Genomic DNA, 23,284 nt, shown 5'->3' on the forward strand with positions numbered 1-23,284 from the left:
TGAAACGACTCCACGCCGATGATAGTGCGGGTTCCCGTGTGAAAGTAGGTAATCGTCAGGCTGTTACACCCCAGAAAGCCCTGCTCAATCGAGCAGGGCTTTTTGCTTTGGCGCTCCGCAAAATGCTTTGGTGCGCCGCAAACCGGAGTCTCGGTGTTTTACGCAGCTCGAGTGCTCCGAAAAATGCTTGGTGCTCCGCAAAACCGGAGTCTTCGGTGTTTTACGCGGCTCGATCCGTCAGCGAATGCCCAGGGGCCGCATCGTCGCTCTTGGGATTCGGACCGAAGCGATTGGTGCCCGGTGTGCTGTCGAGTACGAAGAACACCAGCAGCACGAGCGAGCCAACAATGGGAATCAGCCCGAGCAGCAGCCACCAGCCGCTGCGATTGGTATCGTGCAGCCGGCGCACAGCGACCGCGAGCGCGGGAATCAGGACGCCAAGACTATAGAGCGTGCTGAGCAGCCCCTTGCCGCCGCCGAGCCGCAGGTTCAGGATCACATCGAGCAAGGCCAATCCGATTGCAACGAGCACGCTGATCAGGACGAACATCCAGTATTCCTTGCGCCTCGCACGTCCTGAAAACACCGCGTAGGCCTTCAGCACTTTCAGATACCAATCCATACTCACCTCCGCTGATCGAATCCATGAGGGAATGAATTTCAGTCCCTCATACAATCGCTCAAGCCGCGCCTATGCAGGCTTGCTTGCCGATGCCACAGCCATGCGCTCAAGCGGTGCTCACTCACTGAGCTCACGCTTGGCACGTGCGCGCCGCGACAGCATGTTAAGCCCTTCAACAAGTGCCGAGAAAGCCATGGCGCCGTAGATGTATCCCTTCGGGACGTGCGTGCCGAAACCGTCTGCGATCAATGTCATACCGATGACAAGCAGGAAGCCGAGCGCGAGCATCACGATGGTCGGGTTCCGGTTGATGAAGTTCGCAAGCGGTGCCGCGGCAAACAACATGACGGCGACGGCGACGATCACGGCTGCGAACATGATCGGAATATGCTCGGTCATCCCGACCGCGGTGATGATGCTGTCGACCGAAAACACGAGATCGAGAACCAAAATCTGGGCGATCGCCGCGGTAAAGCCGGCCGGCACCTTGCCGCCGCCTTGAGCCCCATGCGAGCCTTCGGGTTCGGGCGCGATATGGTGGTGAATTTCCTTGGTCGACTTCCAGACGAGAAAGAGCCCGCCGGCGATCAGGATCAGGTCGCGCCAGGAAAAGCCGCGCCCAAATGCCGCGATGGCCGGTTCGGTCATTTGAACGACCGTCGATACCGTCGCGAGCAGCGCGAGCCTCATCACGAGGGCCAGGCCGATACCAATCCGGCGTGCCTTTTCGCGATGCACGGCGGGCAGCTTGTTGGTCAGGATCGAAATGAACAGCAGATTGTCGATGCCGAGCACCACTTCCATGGCGATCAGTGTAGCAAGCGCGGCCCAGGCGGCGGGGTCCTGCACGAGAATCAAGAGGTTGTTCATTGAAAGCCGATCGTTAGCTGCAAAGAACGGATTCTGCCAGTATGCGACGCTGCTGTGGAGCGCCTTTTTATTTCCGGGATGGCTGAAGTCCCTTCGGCGCGCACGTTCTCGACCTCCGACCGGCTCGGTTGCATGGGATCGGGACTTCGCGGTGTCCGCCATTTGCACCGTCCCGATTCCAGCGACCACCGCGCATTGTCTATTCTGCCGGTCCGGCGCCGAGCACCTCGCGGCTGCCGTTGATACCCATTGCCGACACGAGCCCGGCCGTTTCCATCTGCTCGACGAGCCGCGCGGCCCGGTTGTAGCCGATGCGCAGTTGACGCTGCACAGACGAGATCGATGCGCGCCGTGTGCGCAGCACGAATGCGACCGCCTCATCGTACAAGGGGTCGGCTTCCGGATCGGGCATCTCGCCGAACAGATCGGCCGGGGCGCCTTCGCCGGGTCCCGGATCAAGGATCGCTGACTCGTATTCCGGCTCACCGAATTGCTTCAGGTATTCGACGACCCGATGCACTTCGTCGTCGGCGACAAACGCACCATGAATACGCTGCGGGTCTCCGCTACCCGGCGGCAGGAACAGCATGTCACCCTGGCCGAGCAAGGACTCTGCGCCCATCTGGTCGAGGATCGTGCGCGAATCGATTTTCGACGATACCTGGAAGGCCACGCGCGTCGGGATATTGGCCTTGATCAAGCCGGTGATCACATCGACCGACGGACGCTGCGTCGCGAGAATCAGGTGAATGCCGGATGCCCGCGCCTTCTGTGCGAGACGTGCGATCAGTTCCTCGATCTTCTTGCCGGCCACCATCATCAGGTCGGCCAGTTCGTCGATGATGACGACGATCAAGGGCAGCGGGGAGAGTGGCTCAGGAGCATCCGGGGTCAGCGAGAACGGGTTGCCGATCTTGCGTTCGGCCCGCTCGGCATCGCGGAGCTTTTGATTGAAGCCCGCGATATTGCGCACACCGAGCGCCGACATCAGCCGGTAGCGCTTTTCCATCTCGCCGACACACCAGTTCAGCGCGTTGGCGGCGAGTTTCATATCGGTGACGACAGGCGCGAGCAGGTGCGGGATGCCCTCGTAGACTGAAAGCTCGAGCATTTTCGGATCGATCATGATCAAGCGCACGTCCGCCGGTGCGGCCTTGTAGAGCAGCGACAGGATCATCGCGTTGATCGCGACCGACTTGCCCGATCCGGTCGTTCCGGCCACCAGCATATGCGGTGCGCGCGCGAGGTCGGTGACCACGGGCGTGCCGGTGATGTCCTTGCCCATCGCGATGCTCAGGTGAGAGGGCGACGCACGGTAGGCATCGCTCGCGAGGATCTCCGACAAGCGGATCATCTGCCGCTTCGGGTTCGGTAGTTCCAGGCCCATGCAGGTCTTGCCCGGAATCGTCTCGACCACGCGGATCGACGTCAGGCCGAGGCCGCGCGACAGATCTTTCATGAGACCGACGATTTGTGCACCGCGTACGCCGAGCGCTGGCTCCACTTCGAAACGCGTGATGACCGGACCGGCCGAAGCGCCGACCACAGTGACGGGCACCTTGAACTCCTTGAGGCGCTGTTCGATCAGCTGGCCCGTCTCGGCGAGGTGTGCTTCCGAGGCAGGTTCGACGAGATCCTCGGCGCTCGCGAGCAGATCGAGGCCCGGCAGCTCGACGTGCGAAGCACTCGGCGGATGGAACTCGAACTCCGTTATCAGTTGTCCGGCCGGCGGGGCGGAGGGTACGGGAGCCCGCTGAACCGTGAAGCCTGGAATCAGCGGCTCATTGGCCGGCGGTGCGAACCGGCTCAGCGAGGAGTGGACGACGGGGGGCTCGACAGGAGGAGCAAGCGAAGGTACGAAGGGTAACGACATACCGTCGAGGACGTCGATATCATCGTCAGGCGGAAGGAGTGGCCGGTGCGGCGTCAGGCTCACGGAAACTCCGCCAGATAGGCCGCTTGCCTCGCTTGTTTGTGTGTCGGCTTGCATGTCGAACTGCTGCATGCCGATTTGCGCATGGGCTAGCTCGTCGGTTCGCGCTTGGGTCTGCACGTCGTCCTGCAGGTCGACCTGCGGATGGGCTTGCTCGTCGGCTCGCGCATGGGTCTGCACGGTCTGCATGTCGGTCTGCGGATGGGCTTGCACGTCGACTTGCGCATGGGTCTGCACGTCGGGCCGCGTGTCGACCTGCGGATGGGATTGCATGTCGACTTGCGCATGGGTCTGCACGTCGGGCCGCGTGTCGACCTGCGGGTGGGATTGCATGTCGACTTGCGCATGGGTTTGCACGTCGGCTTGCGCGTCCGCCTGCATGTCCGCTCGCACATCGGTTTGCTCAGCTTCAAGCGCCATTTCCGGCAAAACGAGTAGCGCTTCATCGGCGCGCGACGGCTGCATGACTTCATCCGGCGTCGGGATGACCCGGAGCTCGTCGGTCAATGGCGCCAGCGATATCGGGTTCGCCTTTGCATCCGCGGCGGCACGGGCCACGGCATCGGTTGCCGCATGAGTTGCCACTGGCGCGACGGCTGTCTTGTTCCCACCGACGGCGGGACGCGTTGCCGGGTTGCGCGCCGCGCTCGCAAGAGCGGGCCATTGAGAGGCCATCTCCTCGACGGCGCGGAATGTTTCGGCGAGACTGCGTGCGGAAGGCGCGCTGTCCAGGGCCGCTGTGGCACCGAAAGCGGAAGCGTGAACGGTCGGCACGCCGGCCACTGAAACTGCGCGCCGCGCCGCCGCCGCCGCGGCTCTCCGGGCTTTCGCTTCGATACCCGGCTGCAGGGCCACCACTGCTGGAGCCGCAGGCGCCGGTGGTGGGTTCCGAACGCGGGGGGCGAAGGGTGTGTTCCCCATCGGCCCGGTCCCTGTCTTTTCCGAAGCGCGTTCCGATCTGCCATCGCGTTTCGTAGGCACGTTTACCGGTTGGCTCGCCGAAAGAGCTGCTTTCTGGTTTGTCGGACGGCTTGCTGAATGATGAACCGGGTGAGCCGGCGAATGATTGACCGGATGATCGACTGAATGAGTGGCCGACTGGGTCGCCGATCGAATGACTGACTGAGCGGCTGACTGAGCAGTTGACAGAGTGGCCGCACGGTCCGCAGTCGACCTGAATGTGCCGGGTCGCCGCCCGCTGCCGAGTTCGCCCGGCGCGCGAAGGCCGCTCGACGCAGGGCGATCCGTCGTCGTGCCTGCCGTGCCGATTTCCGACGTTTCCGCTTGTCGGCGGGCGCGACCCGAAGGCGACCCGGGCAGGCCAAACGAACGCGGGCCAGACGAACGCCCGTCCCAGTCTGCCGGTGCGCGTCGAGACGACGGCTGGGGCGAGGGATCGCGCTCCGTGTTGCCGATGAGGTCGAGGACCAGCGTGCTCAGTCGTGTACCGAACAGCCAGGGCAAACCGACACCCAGGCCCACGAGGCCGGCGACGCCGCCGCCGCCATATCCGAACGCGTCAAGCAAGGCGCGGCCGACGCGATCGATGTCCGAAGCGGGGGCAAGCTTTGACCAGACGCCGGCTTCGAGCACGCCGCTTGCGAGCAGCACGCAGACCGCACCGATCCATGTGCGCAGCGTGCCTGGACCTTGCCATGCTCCGCCGCCCGACAGCCGGGCCAGTACCAGGCGCCAGACGAGCACCACCAACCATATTGCTGACAATCCGAACCAGCCGGAAACGACGTTGTGCATACTTGGCTATGGAACGCAAAAGAAGCTGAGCGATACCTTCATGCGAGGGGCATGCATTACGCATCTCGACCGAGGCAGCACTCCAAAGCGCCCGAGTTTACCTGTTCAAGCCCGTCCGGCGCATGGAATCTCTGAATCTCGGCGCACCGTAGCCATCAAGCATCCAAGCATCCAAGCATCCAAGCATCCAAGCACTCAAGCACTCAAGCACTCAAGCACTCAAGCACTCAAGCACCCAAGCACCCAAGCACCCAAGCACCCAAGCATCCAAGCACTCAAATACCCAAGCTCCACCGCATCGCAACGTCAGCTCCTCATCGACCAGACACTGAACGGATCGCCCCGGTGGCCGCGTCGATTCACAAGCATCGACGCGACGGCAAAGATGGCGGCGAACACCAGCCCGGCGAGATCGATGCTCGCGAGTTGCCAGTCACCCCGCATCACGAGGCTGAAGAGGTTGTCCGGTGTCAGCGCGGCGTCGAGAAACGGGATGGCAAGGCAGAAGAGCGCCGTCGCGAACAGCAGATCGCGCGCGGTGGCGATCGGTGCACCGGTGAACGACAGGACGATGGACAACACGAGCACCGTGAGATAGACACTTGAGGTCTCGATCGAAGGCAGTAACAACGCCGCGTCGAATCCGGCCGCAATCGCCGCGCAACTCCCAATACAGATTGCAACCGTCGCGCGCGAGATATTGAGGGTCGCAAGCGATTGTTTGTCCGACCCGAGCTTGCGTCTCGCTTCGAGCCACAGCAAGTTGCCGGTGAAGATCAGCGCGGCGCCCGCGATGCCCAGTACGAAATAGATCCAGCGGACCGCCAGGCCGCCATAGGTTCCGAAGTGCAGGCCGAAGACCGCACTCGACACGGTATGGTGCGCGTCGCGCATCGCAGCGGTTTGCCTCGCGAGCAACGCCCCGTCGTTGAGCCGCAGTGTCACGGATCCGAGCGAGCCGGGCGCGCGTTCGCTATCGCCCCAGACTTCGGCGAACCCGTCGTCGGCGCCATAGCGTGTATAGGCGATCCAGCGCGGCGTGAAAGTCGAGACTTCGGAGCGGGCACGAGCAACAAGCTGATCGACCGACATGGGTGCGCCCGGCACGGCGGTCACGGGCAGGGAAGGGGCGGCCGAGCGCATCGCCACGATCTCGCGCATCAGCTTGCCGTCGAAAGCGATCGTGTTGAACAGCATCACGGCGACCAGGCCGAGGCACAGTACGCTGCCGGTGAGCGCGATGATGGCGTGAAAAGGCAGCGCAAGCACGCCGACCGCGTTGTGCGTGCGCTGCCAGAACAGCTTGATGTTCGCGCCGGGCCGCTGCGCGAACAGGTCCCGCGCGAGACGGGGCCAGTGAATCACCATGCCGGACACGAGTGCGACTCCGAACATCAGCGCAACGACCCCGAGCAGATAGAGACCGGGCTTGGACAAGGCGAGCGAGTAGTGGAGCTTGTCGATGAATTCCGCCAGTCCCGGCGCGGTGCTCAAGTCGAGGGTGTCGTGATCGACCAACGTGATGATGGTGCCGCCCGATTGATGTCCGGCTGCCAGTCGCTGCACCGGGAGATCGCTGCTTGCGCCCGCGTCGGCTGAAGAGGACGCTCGCGCCGCACGGATCGCGTTCGACAATTGCGATCCGGCAGTGCCCGAGGCCTCGGCTTGTTCCGGTGAACGCATTGCCGCAGCCGGTACACGCTCGGCGGAAGCTTGCGCGCGGGCCGCCGCCTCGGCAGCCGAAGCCTGCTCGGCTGCGCCGAGCGAATCCTCGCTGAAATCGTCGAAACCGAGCGAAGTATCGAGGATCGACTTGCCGCCCTGTGCCAGGCGCGCGTACTTCCAGTTGCCGCCTTCTTCCCAGTAAACGAACGGTTCCCGGTGAGTCTCGCTGGCGAGCACCACGCCGAAAATGTCGGCCGACGTCGGATGCAACGCGACAAGCGTGCCAACGAGCCGCTGGGCGGGCCCGCCATCAACGGGCAGGTGTCGTGATGCCGGGCGTTCCCAGCGCCCGATTTCCTCGTGGAACATCGTCAGCGTGCCGCCGAGGAAGGAGATGAAGAGGACAAAGCCCGCGCAGATTCCCGCCCAGGTGTGCAGCCATTGGAATGCCCGGAGTGTCGGTGCACGCATGTCGGTTCAGGAGGTATGCATCGCTCGCGCCGCGAAAAGCAGGGCGAATCCGATAAAGTTGCTGCAGCCGAGTACGATCACCACGCGTGAAGTCGAAGACAGTGCAAACGCGCTGCACTGGATGCCGATCCAAAGCGGGAGGAACAGCACGATTGCCAGAATCCCCGAGCGCTGCCATCCACCCGGCATTGCCCAGGCGAACGCGCCGCTGAGCGCGATCGCGAGCGGCAAGGAAAGCAGGACGATCATGCAGAGCCGAAGCCTCATGGAGTTCCTGTCGGGCGGTTCACGCGAGCACTGGGGCGGGCGTCTGCCGGGGAAGCGAGTTTCGCACGTCTGCTTGCCATCATGCCAATGAAAGGCATAGCCGACAGGCTTGCCGCGAGTGTCGTAATCGTCGCGCAAAGCACGGCGGGCCGGTTCGCACAGCCGTGCCAGAGCGCCGCGCCGGCGAGGCCGCACGGCGCTCCTGCGACGAGGAGCGTACGGCGCCGTTGGATCTGCGCCTTGATCTGCTGGCGGGGTGAGGCGAGATAGAAGAGGACACCCGCAATGAAGGCGAACGGTGATCCAAACAGGGGTTGCATAGGGCGAGTGTGACAATCCTTACAGATGCGAACTTTTCGCATATATAACACACCGTCGCCCCTCAAGCAGTACATTGCACGCCTCACGACTGCTGACTAAACTAGCGCCCTGTACTGAATATCTTAAAGGCGGCGAGATGAAGACTAAAGCAGCGATTGCGTGGAAATCCGGGCAACCCCTCACGATCGAGGAAGTCGATCTCGAAGGTCCGCGCGCCGGTGAGGTGCTGATCGAAGTGAAGGCAACGGGGATTTGTCATACAGACTACTACACGTTGTCGGGGGCCGACCCCGAAGGGATCTTCCCTGCGATTCTCGGTCACGAGGGTGCGGGCATCGTGGTTGACGTGGGCGCGGGCGTGAGCACCCTGCGCAAGGGCGATCACGTGATTCCGCTCTATACGCCCGAATGCCGCCAGTGCAAATTCTGCCTGTCACGTAAGACCAACCTCTGCCAGGCAATCCGGTCGACGCAAGGCAAGGGCCTGATGCCCGACTCGACTTCGCGCTTCTCACTCGACGGCAAGCCCCTGTTTCACTACATGGGGACGTCGACGTTTTCGAACTACATCGTCGTACCGGAGATCGCGGTCGCAAAAATCCGCGAAGACGCGCCGTTCGACAAGGTTTGCTACATCGGCTGTGGCGTGACGACGGGCATCGGCGCGGTCGTCTACTCGGCGAAAGTCGAGGCGGGCAGCAATGTGGTCGTGTTCGGCCTCGGCGGCATCGGCCTGAACGTGATCCAGGGCGCGAAGATGGTCGGCGCGGACAAGATCATCGGCATCGACATCAACCCGAGCCGTGTCGAGCTCGCGAAGAAGTTCGGCATGACGCACTTCATCAATCCGAAGGAAGTCGGTAACGTGGTCGACGAGATCGTCCAGTTGACGGACGGCGGCGCCGATTATTCGTTCGAGTGCATCGGCAATGTGACGACGATGCGTCAGGCGCTCGAATGCACGCACAAGGGCTGGGGCCAGTCGTTCATTATCGGCGTGGCTGCGGCGGGACAGGAAATCAGCACGCGGCCTTTCCAGCTCGTGACCGGCCGCGAATGGAAGGGCTCGGCGTTCGGCGGGGCGCGAGGCCGCACCGATGTTCCGACGATCGTCGAGTGGTATATGGAAGGCAAGATCAACATCGACGACCTGATCACGCATCGCTTGCCGCTCGAACGGATCAACGAAGGTTTCGACCTCATGAAGTCGGGCGAGTCGATTCGTTCGGTCGTGCTGTACTGAAGGGACCTTGACCATGACGACTGTCGCGACGACGGCCGAACTCGAACTGATCAGCGCGCACGGCAGCTTCGGCGGCAGCCAGCGTTTCTACCGGCATCGCTCGGCGGCGCTGGGTCTGCCCGCACGTTTCTCGGTTTATCTGCCACCCGGCATCGACAGCGGTGCGCCGCTTCCGGCCTTGATCTATCTTGCCGGTCTCACCTGCAATGAAGAGACCTTTCCGATCAAGTCGGGCGCGCAGCGCTATGCGGCCGAGCACGGGATCGCGTTGATCGCGCCGGATACCAGTCCACGCGGCGCCGGCGTGCCGGGCGAGACGGATCATTGGGACCTTGGTGTCGGCGCGGGTTTCTATGTCGATGCAACGCAACCGCCGTGGAATCACCACTACCGGATGTATTCGTATGTGGTCGAGGAACTGGTGCGCGTCGTGACCGGCTGCTTCAATCTCGACGCGGCGCGCATCGGCATTTTTGGCCATTCGATGGGCGGGCATGGCGCGCTCACGCTTGCCTTGCGCAATCCGTCCGTGTTCAGGTCTGTGTCGGCATTCGCGCCGGTCGCGGGGCCGGCGAGTTGTCCATGGGGGGCCAAGGCGTTCGGCACATTCTTCGGCGAACATCGTGAGGACTGGTTGCACCACGACGCAACGGCGCTGATCGGCCAGCTCAATGCGCGTTTCGACGGCGAGATTCTCGTCGACCAGGGGCTCGACGACCAGTTCCTCGCGACACAACTGCGCATCGACGAGTTCGAATCCGTGTGCCGCGCGGCTTCGCAGCCGCTCAAACTGCGCCGCCATGCGGGCTACGACCACGGCTATTACTTTATCTCGAGCTTCATGGGCGACCACATCGCGCATCATGCGCGACACCTCAAGGCCTAGCACGATCAGCACAAGGGCGCCGGGCTCCGTGGCCCGCGCCGCCGCTCATCCCTCTACGTGATGGCCTAAAGCGTGGCCGGTCCGGTCGTGCCAAACAGGTCCGCGCAGACGGACCGGCCAAACTCAGTCAGTGCCGATGAACCCAGGCCGGTTTCGTCGAGCGTGACGGTCACGAGCCCGGCTTCGGTGAGCGAGGTCAGATAGCGCCGCAGGGAGCTCTGTGGAATCTGCGCGCGCTTGCTGAGTTTGGCAAGGGACCAGGTCTTGCCGCTGCTCTCGTTCGCCGCTTCCCATAGCTGACCCAGCAGAGTCTCAATGGCAGGATCGATCGCATCCGAGGACTCGGCGCGGCCCGGCGGATTGGCCGTTTCGGCGAGGTCGATGCCCGCAGTTGCATCATGTGTTTTGTCAATGGCTGCGTCCATCGTTCCACTTACCCCGGAGTTCGCGTCTTCAGCGGCCCCGGCCTTGCCTTCTTCGTTTGCCATGATTCGATCGATCCGTGTGCAGCCCGCTCTCGAGGCGAGCGGGCAGGCCCTTCAGATTAGTTGACCTGACGAGAGTCTGCAGTGCGTGACATGGGTGCATGGCATCTCAACGCGTAGCGGAATCCGTTGATCTGGCCGGGCCAGTAGAACCGGCGCGCCCCTCGGATGCGGCCTCGCCTGCCGGGGCCACGGGCGCCTGCGTGACGTTCGACGGGCCCGATGTCGATCTTGCCGTCGATCCCTCGGTTTGTGCGGCATCGGGCGGCTGTTGCCCCGAGATCATCACATTGCGTAGGGGGTTGGCGATTTCGATGCCTTCGGCCGTGAAGCGCGCCAGGATGCGCCGATTGAATTCACGCTGAACCGGCCAGCGCATCGAGTCACGGCATTGGATTTGCCCCGCGAGCGTGACGGCCGCGCCGTCGACCGCATCGACACCCCAGAAGCTGAAGTCCGACAGGATGCCATCCTTGAAATCGGGCTCGGCGCGCAACTCGTCGCCGATCGACTTCAGTATCGTGGTCGCCCGCTCGACGTCCGCGCCATACGCGATATTGATCCGGACCGAGGCATTGCCGATGCCGCGGTTGACGTTGTTGACCGTCGTCACCGAACTGAAAGGCACCGTGAACAGCGACCCGTCACTGCCGCGCAGCCTCACTGTACGGATCGACAAGTACTCGACGCTGCCCGATACGCCGGCGACGGTTACCCAGTCGCCGACCTGCATCGCGTTTTCCATCAGCAGGAAGATGCCCGTGATGAAATCCTGCACGAGCTTTTGCGAGCCGAAGCCGAGCGCGACTCCGAAGATGCTTGCTCCTGCCAGCAAAGGGGCGGTATTCACACCGATCTGGCTGAGACCCGTAAGCCCGACGATCAGCGCGATCGCGACCAGCAGCGCGCTGCGCAGCATCGGCATCAAGGTGCGCAGGCGCGAGGCACGCGCGAATTCGCCGCGATCCGTCCAGATGTGCAAGCGCCGCTCGAACGAGATATTGACGGCCTCCCAGATCAGCACCGCGATGGACGCGGCGATCCCGATCGTGATGAGAGCGGAGAGCAGCCGGTGCCCGATCGGACTCGCGGCGAGGAAGCGCAGCAGATGTACCCCCCAGATATCGAGCAGGGCCAGTACCGCGATGACGCCGATCACGGCTGAGACGAATTGCCGCACCATGGGATAGTAGCGGTACGCGCGCCGCTGCACGATGGAGGGTTCTTCGGCCGGTGCCGGCGATCCGCCCGGGGCATTGTTCGATGTCCCGGACGAAGTTCCATTCGTGACCTGGCCCGACACGCCCGCTGGCGTCCCGGCCGCTTCCTCGTCGCCCTGGCTGACGCGAAACAGGTGGGCAAGCGCGCCGAGCGCAACGATCGCGACCATCCGTGCGGCGATGAGCACGGCGAGCGACAGGCCGCCGAGGTGCACGAGCGTCTCGAAGCCGTTGTTGACGTCGAGTGCCCAAATCAGCCAGAGCGCAAGCACGAAGAACACCGCGACGCCGGCCCAGATATCGGCGAGCCAGTTGCCGAGATGCGACAGCGGCCGATGCGAAGCCGTCGATTGCCGCAGCCAGTTGCCGACCGGGTGACGGCATTTGAAGATCACGGTCGCGACCATGATGTGAGCGATCAGCGCAGTCAGTTTCATGATGGCGATGCGCGCGTCCTCGCTGAGGCCCAGAGGCATCAGCGCTCGCGCGAGCGCACCGCCGATGCCGATCACGGCGACGAGTCGGCGCATCCAGCGCCGGCAGAAAATGGCCGACGCGTCGCTGATTTGCCAGAGGCGCAGCCCCGGCGAGCGCGGTGTGACAAACAGATTGACGATGACGAGCACACCTCGGCAGATCACATAGACTTCGACGAGCCGAGACACGACATCTTCGGCAATCGAGCCGTCGTCCGTAAAAATCGACAACATCAGGGAGGCCAGCAGCGCGAAGCCGACGACGGGCACGGCCGCAAGCAGGGTATTCAGCAAGGCGGCCGGCATCCTGCGGAACAGCGCCCAGTGCCGCAGGGCGTGGAGCTTGCCTTTGGCGGTACGCGTTTGCGAGATCGGCTGCCGGACTCCCTTCTCATCGCCTTTCAAGGCTGCTGCGATCTGTTCGTTGTGGGCATCTTCGCGCTGAGCTGGTGTAAGCGCGGCATCGGCTCGTTGCGCCTCGGCGTCGGCGTTGGCGCGCGCGGTAATCCTCCGGCGCGGTTTGACGAGCACGCGCGCCAACAGCCCTTCGATGACGGCGGCCGGTACCAGCGTGCCCAGCATGGCCCAGCCGATGCCCAGCAGCAAGGACATGCCGCTGGGGGTACGCATCTGCTCGGTCCACCATTCGCGTACCGAGCGGAGATCGAGCAGTACGAACAGCGAATGCCGCGTTTCGTGGGCGATCGTTTGAATCCAATGGGCAAGCTGGCGTGAAAGCTGGGTCACGAGCCCGTTTGACTTGAAGGCGGCGGCGACTCCCGATGCGGCGCTAGCCGGGGCCGCCGCGGCCGCGGGCGCGGCGCTCGCAGCCGGCGCCGGCGCTGCAAGCGCCCCTGCGGCGGCCACGGCACGCAAGGTGTCCTCGATCTGGGAACGCCGCTGTGGATCATTGAGAACGCTCAGGGCATGGCGTGCCTGCTCGGGAGTCAGCGCGACAGGAGCTGCCGCGCTCGACGCGGCACTTGCCGCTGCGGGCGGCACAGGGGCGGCCGTCGCGGTGACGCTGTAGGCCAGGAAGGAAAGGAGGAAAAGAAGCGCGGTAAAAAAACGAGGCATAGATTCCGTCAGTTCATGAACAGGCAGGGGGGACATCGCGGAGCGCGCGGGTCGCCCATGACGGTCTATTGTAAAGAATTCGTCCGCCCCGCCTCCTAAAACGCCACGTAAGGTCCCGCGCCGCCGGGCGTATTCGCGCCTGTGATGGCCGTATAGACAGAACGTCCATAGAAGAACGGCAACCCGAAATCGAAAGTCATTCCCGGGAACGGGCCGCCGATGTTGTTGTATGCGAACGCGCCACTGGCCGAGAACAGCGCCAGTGCATTGCCGACCGAAAGATTCACGGTCGTGGTGGCACCATTCATGCCTGTCATCTTGACGCTGACTGGCACCGTCGTCGCAGGGCAGTAGAAGCCCGGTGCATTGCTGGCGCAGACCGCGATCGAGCTGTCGGGAAAGAACAGGGCGTTCGAGCCTGTATCGAGCAGGCTCCTATTGAGGGTCGTGCCGTTATAGGTCGCGGTGAAGACGCCACCCGCCGTGGTCGTATAAACCTGGGCGCTGCCCAGCGCGTTGTTGCCCTGCGTTCCTATCCCGAAAATCAGGCTGCCCTGGACGGTGGCGGCCCCCTGTGCGCCAATTGCCGGCAGTTGGACCAGCGTGCCGTTGTTGTTGGTGGCGAAGTGCGTGACGGGGTTCGGCACCTGTTGCGCGACGGGCACCGTGATCTCGGGGCAGCTCGAAGCGGAAGTGCAGCCATAGTAGAGCCCCACAACCTGTTGGGCGCATGCGGGGCCGCAATCGACGGCCAGCGTGCCGAGACCGAGGATGCCGTTGGCGCCGAGTGCGTTCACGCTTTGCTTGGGCGACCCGAAATTAGAACAAGCGGACGGCACGTTGGGCGTGGCGGCGTCGTTGATGATCTGGATCGGGATATTGCCGGCGATCTCTCCGCTCACCCGAACGTCCGCCGTGCGCACCGTACCCCAGGTCACGCCGTCGGCAAACTGCGCGCACTCGGCAAGTGTGCCGCCGTTGGACGCAGTTTCCTCAGGCAGTCCGAGGGCGGCGAGCGCCGGCGTGTTCACAAGGCGCAGGCCGGCCGAACCGGTATCGATCTGAACATGATCGACGCTCTGGCAGTTGGCCGTGCCGGGGACACAGATCGTCACGGAGACGGTCGGGATATTCGGGCGAGCGGTGTTCGATCCGTTGACCACGGGGCCGGCATCGACCGTGATGACCGCGACGTTGGCGGACGGAGCCGCGGCCTGTACGGCGGCGGGCGTCCCGCCGCCGCCACCACCCCCACCCCCACATGCCGCAAGCAGGAACGCGCAGGCAAGCGCGGCAGTCGATAAGAGTGTGCGCACGCGAGCCTCCTATTGGATGTCTTGCGCGGTGATCCCGGCTGGCAGCGACTGGGGTAGCCAGGCCCTGCCGAAAAACGCACCCATGTGTCCGCCCGAGTTCACGACGAGGTTCGGCAGGTCGACCCCTGCGAAGCCCTGGCTTCCGCCCCGACTCTGCGCGTTGATGTACTGTGCGAAGTTGTCCGGGCCCAACAACTGTTTGAGCTGTGGTAAGACAGGACCTTGCCACGAAACGGCGAAGACTAAGCCGGTCGCGGACACGTATTCGCGTACCACCGTGCCCGAGGACAGGGTCAGTGTCTGCACGTTCGCGCCCGGTAGTGTGGCCGACGCTGCGGCAGGGGCGGCCACGGTCGTGGAGGCCGCGGTGGCGACGGCCGTGCCGAGGGCCGTCCGGTCGGCGTCGACCGACGCCGCGTTGCCGCCGAGTGTCGCGAAAGCGTGGAGCGGAAGCCACAGCAGGGCTATGCAACATGCACCGGGCCATCGATTGGATCGAATGGACATCTGGCGACTCCTCAAATTGAGACTGCCATGCCGTGGACGACCGGACTGTACGCTAGCGAACTGTGTGCGTGCGACCCGTACACAGGAAGCATAGTGGTACTTCGGGAGGAATTTGTGTCAGGTAAAAGAGGCGGGACTCTAGGAGCGATGCCTGGCAAAGGGGATGCGGGCGCCAACCTTGCGGGCTTAAAACCTACGATCCAAGTCTTGGACTCAAATTCCCGGTTCCAGGTCGTGACTTGATCCCTTGTCTCAATACCCCGAGTTAGTTTCGATATTCATTCCAGCTACCCCGCTGCGCTACCAGGCCGCCACTCAAATCTTGCCTCACCGCGTGGGCGCCTAGGCCGTGACGTTCTGCTCCGGCCCCGGACCGCCCGACATCGACAGTTCCTCTGCCGCCTGACGCAGCAAGCCGAGTACCTGCTCGGGCGGTGGCGCCGCGTGCCGGTCGATACGGCGCATATACGGGGTGGTCAGCACGCCGATCGCATCGCCGTCAGGCGCATAGACGGGACACGAGATGTCAGTGACGCCGAATGCCTGGCGGCTCGCCGTACTCCCGTGACCATCCCGGCGCACCTGCGTGAGCATGGCACGCAGTTCGTCGTCGGGCAGCGGTGTCTCGCCCTCGATCACGACATGCTCCGCGATCATCCTCGTGCGCTGCGCGTCGCTCTGGAAGGCCAGCATGATCTGCCCCGAGCCGGTATCGAGCAGGCTGAGCCGCGATCCGAGCCGGATCGAAATGCCCCAGATGCCCGGCCCGTCGGTCTGCGCGATCACGAGCACGTTGCCGCGGTCATAGATGCCCAAATGGCAGGATTGCTCGGCGGCCTGGACAAAACGGTCCATCACCGGGCGTGCGGCCGCGATAAAGCGTTTGATCGGCGGATGCTGGTGGGCAAGCGAAAACAGCTTGAGCGTCAGGGTGTAGCGGTCGCCCCCGTCCGAGCGCGCGACGTACTCGCGCGCGACAAGGCGTTCGAGCATCCGGTAGATCTCGCTCGCGTTGCGCCCGAGCAGCTTGACGATCTCCGCGCGCGTCAGTCCACGCTCCTGGGTCGAGAGCAACTCGATGATATCCAGGCCCTTGTCGAGCGCAGGTGCGCGGTATTTGTCGTTGTCTTCCAAAACTTATCCGTCCAGATGTGCCGGCGAAAAATGGTAGCGCAAGACCGGGCGGCAGCCGAGCCCTGCCGCAGGCGCCTGCGGCGAAACGAAATCGCGCGTCGCGGGAAACTCCCAAGCCATCGAGCCTTGACAAGGAGAATGTTCATATAAGAATATTCGATTCACGGATGAATATAAAGAAGCGCGATAAGCAGATGACCGCGGGTCCGGAAACGGCTTTGCGGTTTGCGCTGTCCGATCGAGCGTACGATTCAAAGGCAACGAACAGCACGATGGAACATACCGACTCCCGCCTGATCCTCCTGTCGCCTGACGACAACTGCGTCATTGTCGCGTGCGACCTGGAAGCTGGGGCCAGCCTGAAACTCGAGGGCAGCCCGATCACCTTGCCCAAGGCCATTGCGACCGGCCACAAGCTTGCCCGCCATGCACTCGCGGCGAACGACAAGGTCGTGCGCTACGGCGCGGTGATCGGCCATGCGACCCGGGCGGTCGCGAAGGGCGAGCACCTGCACACGCACAATCTCGAGAGCGACTACATTCCCACCTATACGCACGACGACGGCAAGTCGTTCGTTCAACACTGAGCGCCGGATCATGACGGACGCAGTACAACTCCAGGGTTATCCCCGCGCGGATGGCCGCAAGGGTATTCGCAATACAGTCGCGGTCTGTTATCTGGTCGAGTGCGCACATCATGTCGCCCACCAGATCGTCGCCGCTTTCCAGCCTTCCTTCGATGATTGGGCTCTGGGCGACGTGCCCGCGGGCCGTGCACCGGCTTTGGCAGCGGCGTCGCCTTCCGCTGAACCGGCACATGTCCCGGTGCACCTGATCGGCTTTCCCGGCTGCTATCCGAACAGCTATGCTGAAAAGATGCTCGAGCGTATCGCCACGCATCCGAACGTCGGAGCGGTGCTGTTCATCTCGCTGGGCTGCGAAAGCATGAACAAGCACTATCTCGAGGACAAGGTCCGCGAGTCGGGACGACCCGTGCACGTGCTGACGATTCAGGAGAAGGGCGGTACGCGCTCGACGGTTCGCGACGGCGTCGAATGGATCCGCTGGGCACAGGCGTCCTTGCGCGAACAGCCGACGGTGCCCATGGGCCTCGATGAACTGGTGATCGGGACCGTCTGCGGCGGCTCGGATGGTACGAGCGGCATCACGGCGAACCCCGCGGTCGGGCGTGCCTTCGATCATTTCGTCGATGCCGGCGCGGCCTGCGTGTTCGAGGAAACCGGTGAACTCGTCGGCTGCGAATACCACATGGAGCGCCGTGCGGTCACGCCCGAACTCGGCCGCGAGATCGTCAAGTGCGTCGAGAAGGCCGCGCGGTACTACTCGATCATGGGGCACGGCAGCTTTGCGGTCGGCAATGCCGACGGCGGGCTCACCACGCAGGAAGAAAAGTCGCTCGGCGCCTATGCGAAAAGCGGCCGCTCGGCGATCAGCGGCATCGTCAAACCTGGCGATGTACCGCCGACCGGCGGCCTCTACCTGCTCGACGTGGTGCCCGACGGCGAACCGCGTTTCGGTTTTCCGAACATCAGCGACAACGCCGAGATCGGCGAACTCATCGCCTGCGGTTCGCACCTGATCCTGTTCACGACGGGCCGCGGCTCGGTGGTCGGTTCGGCGATCTCGCCGGTCATCAAGGTCTGCGCGAACGCGACGACCTATCGAAACCTTGCCGACGACATGGATGTCGACGCGGGCCGGATCCTCGAAGGGCGCGGCACGCTCGACGAAGTCGGCCGCGAGATCGTCGAGCTCACGCTGGCGGTCGCGAACGGCGCGCCGACGAAGTCGGAAGGACTCGGCCACCAGGAATTCATCCTGACCTACAAGACCTTCGAACCGGTCGGCCCCGCGTGCCTGCCGCGCGCGACGCCGGTCGTACCCATGCCATCGATGGGTGCATAAGAACAGTAGTGGAGAGAGACAAGCATCATGACGGATACTTCAATGATCGGGCGGCTGCGGCCGCTGGGTCGCCGCGGCTTGCAGACGACGGCGCTCGGCATGGGTGCCGCTGGGCTCGGCGGCCTGTATCGCGATGTCAGCGAAGAAGAGGCGCAGAGCGCGCTCGATGCCGCCTGGCAAGCCGGCATCCGGACCTTCGACGTCGCACCGTACTACGGATACACGAAGGCTGAACATCGCGTGGGCCGCAACCTGCGCGCGCGCGACCGCGATGCGTTCGTGCTGTCGACGAAGGCCGGCCGCCTGATGCGTGCGCGTGCGTACAACGCATCGCGTTCCTCCTCACGTACCGGCGGTGACGACTGGATCGCACCGCTGGCATTCGAGCCGCGCTTCGACTACACCTATGACGGCATTCTGCGCTCATTTGAAGACAGTCAGCAGCGCCTCGGCATCTCGCGGATCGATGTCATCCTGCTGCACGACATCGGCCGCGACACACACGGCAACCAGGCCGACCACTATTGGCGTCAGTTGCTCGACGGCGGTTTCAAGGCACTCGATGAACTGCGCACTACGCGCGGCGTCAAGGCCGTGGGTCTTGGCGTCAATGAAGTCGCCGTGATTCTCGATGCGATGGGCGAATTCGATATCGACTGCGCCTTGCTCGCGGGCCGCTACACCCTGCTCGAACAGGCTTCGCTCGACGTGCTGCTGCCGGAATGCGAGCGACGCGGCGTCGGCATCCTGCTTGGCGGCGCGTTCAACTCCGGGATTCTGGCCCAGGGCACCAAGGGCGATCTCAAGTTCAACTATGGCGCGGCCAACGACGAGATCGTGCGGCGCGTGCAGGCGTTCGAGGCGGTCTGCGCCTCGTTCGACGTGCCACTGCCGGCGGCTGCCCTGCAGTTTCCCTATGCGCACCCTGCGGTCAGCAGCGTGGTGACCGGCGCGCGCACCGCGCATGAGGTCGCGCAGAACGTCGCCAGCTTCACGCGGCCGATTCCGCCCGCGTTCTGGCAGGCACTCAAGGATGCAGGGCTGATCCGCGTCGAAGCGCCGACGCCGGCCAGCCCCGCGGCGACACCGGCCTGACCGAATCGTCGGCAGGCATTTCTATTCAGACAGGAGAGATTGCAATGGGTAACAGACTGGCGGGCAAGACGGTGTTGATCACCGCGGCCGCACAAGGCATTGGTGCCGCAAGCGCCGACCTGCTGGCAAGCGAAGGCGCCCGCGTGATCGCGACCGACCTGCGCACCGACACGCTGGCCGGCAAGCCCTATGAAGTCCACCAGCTCGACGTACTGAACGCCGCGGCGGTCGCCGCGCTCGCGAAGGAGATCGGCCCGGTCGACGTGTTGTTCAATTGCGCGGGATTCGTCCACGCCGGCACGATCCTCGAATGCGAGGAAAAGGACTGGGACTTCTCGTTCGACCTCAACGCGAAGGCCATGTACCGGACCATCCGCGCCTTCCTGCCGGGCATGCTCGAGAAGGGCAAGGGCTCGATCATCAATATGGCGTCGGCGGCGTCGAGCGTCAAAGGTGTGCCGAACCGCTTCGCCTACGGCGCATCGAAGGCCGCGGTGATCGGCCTCACGAAGTCCGTCGCGGCCGACTTCGTGACACGTGGCGTGCGCTGCAATGCGATTTGCCCGGGCACGGTCGATTCGCCGTCGCTCGCCGGGCGCATTGCCGATCAGGCGCGCGAGCAAGGCAAGTCGGTTGCCGAAGTGCACGCGGCCTTCGTCGCGCGCCAGCCGATGGGCCGCGTCGGCGATCCGAAAGAAATCGCCGCGCTCGTGCTGTATCTTGCGTCGGACGAGTCGGGCTTCACCACAGGTCAGGCACACGTGATCGACGGCGGCTGGTCGAACTGAAAGCAGAAGTTTTTTATCAATTGAATTATTTGGAAGAGGCAAGGACACCATGAAACTGTTGCGCTTCGGAGAGCGTGGTCAGGAAACGCCGGGTGCGCTCGATGCACAGGGCCGCATTCGCGACCTGTCGTCGGTCGTCGGTGACATCGACGGCAGCGTGCTGGGCGATGCGGCCCTCGCGAAACTGCGCGGGGTCGATCTCGCGTCGCTGCCCCTGGTGGCCGAGGGCGTGCGTATCGGGCCCTGTGTCGGCCGGGTGGGCAAGTTCATCTGCATCGGCCTGAACTATGCCGACCATGCGGCCGAATCGAATCTGCCGGTACCGAGCGAGCCGGTTGTCTTCAACAAGTGGACCAGCGCGATCATCGGCCCGAACGACGACGTCGAGATTCCGCGTGGTTCGACCAAGAGCGACTGGGAAGTCGAGCTTGGCGTGGTGATCGGCAAGCCGACCAAGTACATCGGTGTCGAGCAGGCGCTCGATCATGTCGCGGGCTATTGCGTGATCAACGACGTGTCCGAACGCGAATGGCAGATCGAGCGCGGCGGTACGTGGGACAAGGGCAAGGGTTTCGACACCTTCGGTCCGCTCGGCCCGTGGCTGGTCACACGCGACGAAGTGCCCGATCCGCAGAAACTCGCACTGTGGCTCGAGGTCGACGGCCACCGTTACCAGAACGGCAACACGTCGACGATGATCTTCTCGGTCGCGCAGGTCATCAGCTACCTGAGCAAGTGCATGAGCCTGCAGCCGGGCGATGTGATCTCGACCGGCACCCCGCCGGGTGTCGGCATGGGCGTGAAGCCTGTGCCAGTGTTCCTCAAGGCGGGTCAGACGATGCGGCTCGGCATCGAAGGGCTCGGCGAGCAGCAGCAGAAAACCGTCGCGGCCTGATCGAGGCCATCGCGGCGGAGGCGGGCATCGCCGGGGCCCATGCCTCGCCGCTCGCAGGAGCGCGCTACCGGTTCGGTGGCGCGTTTTTTTTTGCGCGGCGATCCGCCGCAGCATGGCTGTTATCGGCCATGTGTTACCGTTGCCCTACCGGGGGCTCCGCCATGGGCAGCGCCCCCGTCCGACGGACTACACGAACCACCGGCACCACCGGCATTACCGGCCTCACCAGCTACAAGCGATAGTCATGACAATTTTCAGTGAAAACGGCGTCAGCGTTACCGAGACCGCCGTGAGCATCCCAGGGCAAGCGCTCCGGATCAACGATATCCGTGCCGTGCGAATTGGCGCGGACAAACGCGGCATCGTGCTGCCGGTCTGCATTTCGATCGTCGGGCTGATCCTGTTCGTCATCGGTTTTGTGCGTGCATCGGGCGCCTTCTGGGTGACCGGGCTGATGCTTGCCGTCGTCGGCTGGCTCGGGTGGTGGACGCAGGATACGAAGCACCGCATGTATGTCGAGACCGCCTCGAAAGGCGAAATCGAAGCGCTGGTCAGCTCTGATCCGCGGTTTCTCGAACGTGTCGCGGCCGCGATCGCCACGGCACGCGCTGCGCAGTAGCACGGAGAGGGGCGGGGCGCGAGCACCCCGAAAACAACGACGCAAGCAACGACGCAACGCGACGAAGACCCAAGCAGTAACGTCCGGTATCTTTCCGATCGCATCCGGCACTGCGTGGGCGGGCATTGCAGGTATAGTGCAAGGCGCGAACAATACGCGCCCGACTTGCGGGCCGGCACACTGGAGGAAGACATCGATGTTGACGAAGCACATGGCGGCCGCATTCGGCTGCGCGACGGGGCTGTGCCTCGCGGGATTCACGCCGGCCGCGCAGGCGGCCGATCTGCCTGCCGCACAGGCTCCGACTTTTCTGGTGGGCGATTCATGGACCTATTCACTGAGCGATCCGCGCACGCCCGGCCGTACCTTCTCGTTCGTGCAGACGATTCATTCGATCAATGACGGCGCGATCAAGCTGACGGTCAGCAATAACGGAGGCACGATGCCCGCTTCGATGGATCAGAACGGCAATCTGACCAGCATCGGCACCAAGCAATATTCGCCGAGCGACAGCAAGCTCAAGTTTCCGATCGCCGTCGGCGGCAACTGGACCAACAATTTCACGACCCACACGGGCAACGGCGACGCAACCACTACGCTGAGCGCCAAGGTCGTAGGCGTCGAATCCGTGGAGACGCCGGCCGGCACGTTCCAGGCATTCCGCATCGAGGAGACCGGCAGCGTCGCGGCCCCGGACGGCAAGTTCCAGTTCACTGAAACCGACTGGTATGCCCCCGATGCGAAGCGCATCATCAAATTCACGTTCAACGGCACCGGCGGCGACGGCGGCACCTTCGGCACGCAGGCGCAGCTCGAACAGATGGACATCAAGAAGTAGGACTTTGGCGGATCGCGCCCCGGCAGTTCGCGGGATCCGCCGAAACCGTCGCGTCGTCTTCAAGGAGCGTTCCATGTCGTCTACTCCCAGCTTTGAAAATCTGCTGGTCGAATCCCGCGGGCCGGTCGGGCTCATTACGCTGAATCGCCCGAAAGCACTCAACGCGCTCAACGACGCGCTGATCGACGAGCTCGTCGTGGCGCTCGGGGCCTTCGACGCTGACGAGGCGATCCGCTGCATCGTGCTGACCGGCAGCGAGAAGGCATTCGCGGCGGGGGCGGACATCAGCATGATGGCGAATTTCTCGTACATGGACGTGTTCAAGTCCAACTTCATCGCGCGCAACTGGAGCGGGATCACCGCGATCCGCAAGCCGATCATTGCGGCGGTCGCCGGTTTTGCGCTTGGCGGCGGCTGCGAACTTGCGATGATCTGCGATTTCATCATCGCCGCGGACAACGCCCGTTTCGGACAGCCCGAGGTCAAGCTCGGCATCCTGCCCGGCGCGGGTGGCACGCAGCGGCTGCCGCGCGCGGTGTCGAAGGCGAAGGCGATGGATCTTTGCCTGACCGGCCGCATGATGGACGCGGCGGAAGCCGAGCGCGCCGGACTCGTCTCGCGTGTCGTGCCGCTCGACAGGCTGCTCGAAGAGGCGATCGAGGCCGCGACGGTGATCGCCGGCTATTCGCTGCCGATCGTGATGATGATCAAGGAGTCTGTGAACCGCGCCTACGAGACGCCACTTGCCGAGGGACTGATCTTCGAGCGCCGCGTATTCCATTCGACGTTCGGCACTGAAGATCAGAAGGAAGGGATGGCGGCGTTCCTGCAGAAGCGCGCGCCGGAGTTCAAGCACCGCTAGCTGTGCGCAGTTC

At 63.8% G+C, this 23,284-nt stretch carries 21 protein-coding genes; 10 read left to right on the forward strand and 11 right to left on the reverse strand.

From position 1 onward, the window contains the following. Positions 1-220: 220 nt before the first annotated feature. The 6 genes from HV670_RS17965 to HV670_RS17990 form a co-directional block, all read right to left on the reverse strand. Complete coding sequence (locus HV670_RS17965; RefSeq protein ID WP_175106163.1) at positions 221-622, reverse strand: DUF805 domain-containing protein; 402 nt, start codon at positions 620-622, stop codon at positions 221-223. Between the two features lie 117 nt (positions 623-739). Beyond that, positions 740-1,492, reverse strand: a complete 753-nt coding sequence (locus HV670_RS17970; protein WP_175106164.1) for a TerC family protein — start codon at positions 1,490-1,492, stop codon at positions 740-742. Positions 1,493-1,691: 199 nt separating this feature from the next. After that, positions 1,692-5,150, reverse strand: a complete 3,459-nt coding sequence (locus tag HV670_RS17975; protein ID WP_425511439.1) for a DNA translocase FtsK — start codon at positions 5,148-5,150, stop codon at positions 1,692-1,694. A gap of 336 nt (positions 5,151-5,486) precedes the next feature. After that, positions 5,487-7,316 carry a PepSY-associated TM helix domain-containing protein gene (locus HV670_RS17980; protein WP_175106166.1) on the reverse strand — a complete coding sequence of 610 codons (1,830 nt, stop codon included), beginning with the start codon at positions 7,314-7,316 and terminating at the stop codon, positions 5,487-5,489. Positions 7,317-7,322: 6 nt separating this feature from the next. Further along, on the reverse strand, positions 7,323-7,583 hold the full coding sequence (locus tag HV670_RS17985; protein WP_175106167.1) for a hypothetical protein: 261 nt from the start codon (positions 7,581-7,583) through the stop codon (positions 7,323-7,325). After that, on the reverse strand, positions 7,580-7,903 hold the full coding sequence (locus HV670_RS17990) for a hypothetical protein (protein WP_175106168.1): 324 nt from the start codon (positions 7,901-7,903) through the stop codon (positions 7,580-7,582). The genes HV670_RS17985 and HV670_RS17990 overlap by 4 nt, the downstream gene beginning before the upstream one ends. 137 nt (positions 7,904-8,040) lie before the next feature. On the opposite strand from HV670_RS17990, the gene HV670_RS17995 reads away from it, so the two are divergent. Together HV670_RS17995 and fghA are read left to right on the forward strand one after the other, a co-directional pair. Beyond that, on the forward strand, positions 8,041-9,147 hold the full coding sequence (locus tag HV670_RS17995; RefSeq protein ID WP_175106169.1) for an S-(hydroxymethyl)glutathione dehydrogenase/class III alcohol dehydrogenase: 1,107 nt from the start codon (positions 8,041-8,043) through the stop codon (positions 9,145-9,147). Between the two features lie 13 nt (positions 9,148-9,160). Beyond that, positions 9,161-10,033 (forward strand): S-formylglutathione hydrolase, encoded by an 873-nt coding sequence (fghA, locus tag HV670_RS18000; protein ID WP_175106170.1) that lies wholly within the window; start codon positions 9,161-9,163, stop codon positions 10,031-10,033. 65 nt (positions 10,034-10,098) lie between these two features. Here fghA and HV670_RS18005 read toward each other — a convergent pair whose 3' ends face one another. From HV670_RS18005 to HV670_RS18025, 5 genes are all read right to left on the reverse strand, one after another. After that, positions 10,099-10,521 (reverse strand): helix-turn-helix domain-containing protein, encoded by a 423-nt coding sequence (locus HV670_RS18005; protein WP_343054463.1) that lies wholly within the window; start codon positions 10,519-10,521, stop codon positions 10,099-10,101. A gap of 106 nt (positions 10,522-10,627) precedes the next feature. Then, complete coding sequence (locus HV670_RS18010; protein ID WP_246257646.1) at positions 10,628-13,291, reverse strand: mechanosensitive ion channel domain-containing protein; 2,664 nt, start codon at positions 13,289-13,291, stop codon at positions 10,628-10,630. Between the two features lie 95 nt (positions 13,292-13,386). Further along, positions 13,387-14,607: a DUF3443 domain-containing protein gene (locus tag HV670_RS18015; protein ID WP_175106171.1), complete on the reverse strand. Its 1,221-nt coding sequence runs from the start codon at positions 14,605-14,607 to the stop codon at positions 13,387-13,389. Between the two features lie 9 nt (positions 14,608-14,616). Beyond that, on the reverse strand, positions 14,617-15,114 hold the full coding sequence (locus tag HV670_RS18020) for a DUF2844 domain-containing protein (protein WP_175106172.1): 498 nt from the start codon (positions 15,112-15,114) through the stop codon (positions 14,617-14,619). Positions 15,115-15,456: 342 nt separating this feature from the next. After that, positions 15,457-16,248: an IclR family transcriptional regulator gene (locus HV670_RS18025; protein WP_175106173.1), complete on the reverse strand. Its 792-nt coding sequence runs from the start codon at positions 16,246-16,248 to the stop codon at positions 15,457-15,459. A 272-nt stretch (positions 16,249-16,520) separates the two neighbouring features. Here HV670_RS18025 and HV670_RS18030 point away from each other — a divergent pair, with 272 nt between their 5' ends. The 8 genes from HV670_RS18030 to HV670_RS18065 all read left to right on the forward strand — a co-directional run bounded on the left by HV670_RS18030 (position 16,521) and on the right by HV670_RS18065 (position 23,271). Further along, positions 16,521-16,835 carry a UxaA family hydrolase gene (locus HV670_RS18030; RefSeq protein ID WP_175106243.1) on the forward strand — a complete coding sequence of 105 codons (315 nt, stop codon included), beginning with the start codon at positions 16,521-16,523 and terminating at the stop codon, positions 16,833-16,835. A 10-nt stretch (positions 16,836-16,845) separates the two neighbouring features. Next, positions 16,846-18,174 (forward strand): UxaA family hydrolase, encoded by a 1,329-nt coding sequence (locus HV670_RS18035; protein WP_175106174.1) that lies wholly within the window; start codon positions 16,846-16,848, stop codon positions 18,172-18,174. A gap of 27 nt (positions 18,175-18,201) precedes the next feature. Continuing rightward, positions 18,202-19,269: an aldo/keto reductase gene (locus tag HV670_RS18040; protein ID WP_175106175.1), complete on the forward strand. Its 1,068-nt coding sequence runs from the start codon at positions 18,202-18,204 to the stop codon at positions 19,267-19,269. A 44-nt stretch (positions 19,270-19,313) separates the two neighbouring features. Next, positions 19,314-20,057 (forward strand): SDR family oxidoreductase, encoded by a 744-nt coding sequence (locus tag HV670_RS18045; RefSeq protein WP_175106176.1) that lies wholly within the window; start codon positions 19,314-19,316, stop codon positions 20,055-20,057. A 49-nt stretch (positions 20,058-20,106) separates the two neighbouring features. Further along, positions 20,107-20,952, forward strand: a complete 846-nt coding sequence (locus HV670_RS18050) for an ureidoglycolate lyase (RefSeq protein WP_175106177.1) — start codon at positions 20,107-20,109, stop codon at positions 20,950-20,952. Between the two features lie 244 nt (positions 20,953-21,196). Further along, positions 21,197-21,571 carry a DUF6232 family protein gene (locus HV670_RS18055; RefSeq protein WP_175106178.1) on the forward strand — a complete coding sequence of 125 codons (375 nt, stop codon included), beginning with the start codon at positions 21,197-21,199 and terminating at the stop codon, positions 21,569-21,571. A 196-nt stretch (positions 21,572-21,767) separates the two neighbouring features. Beyond that, positions 21,768-22,409, forward strand: coding sequence for a TapB family protein (locus HV670_RS18060; protein WP_175106179.1), 642 nt, complete (start codon positions 21,768-21,770; stop codon positions 22,407-22,409). A 73-nt stretch (positions 22,410-22,482) separates the two neighbouring features. After that, entirely contained in the window at positions 22,483-23,271 is a 789-nt protein-coding gene (locus HV670_RS18065) for an enoyl-CoA hydratase (protein ID WP_175106180.1), read from the forward strand. Positions 23,272-23,284: the final 13 nt, after the last annotated feature.

It is taken from the genome of Pararobbsia alpina, assembly GCF_902859895.1.
Taxonomy (GTDB): domain Bacteria; phylum Pseudomonadota; class Gammaproteobacteria; order Burkholderiales; family Burkholderiaceae; genus Pararobbsia; species Pararobbsia alpina.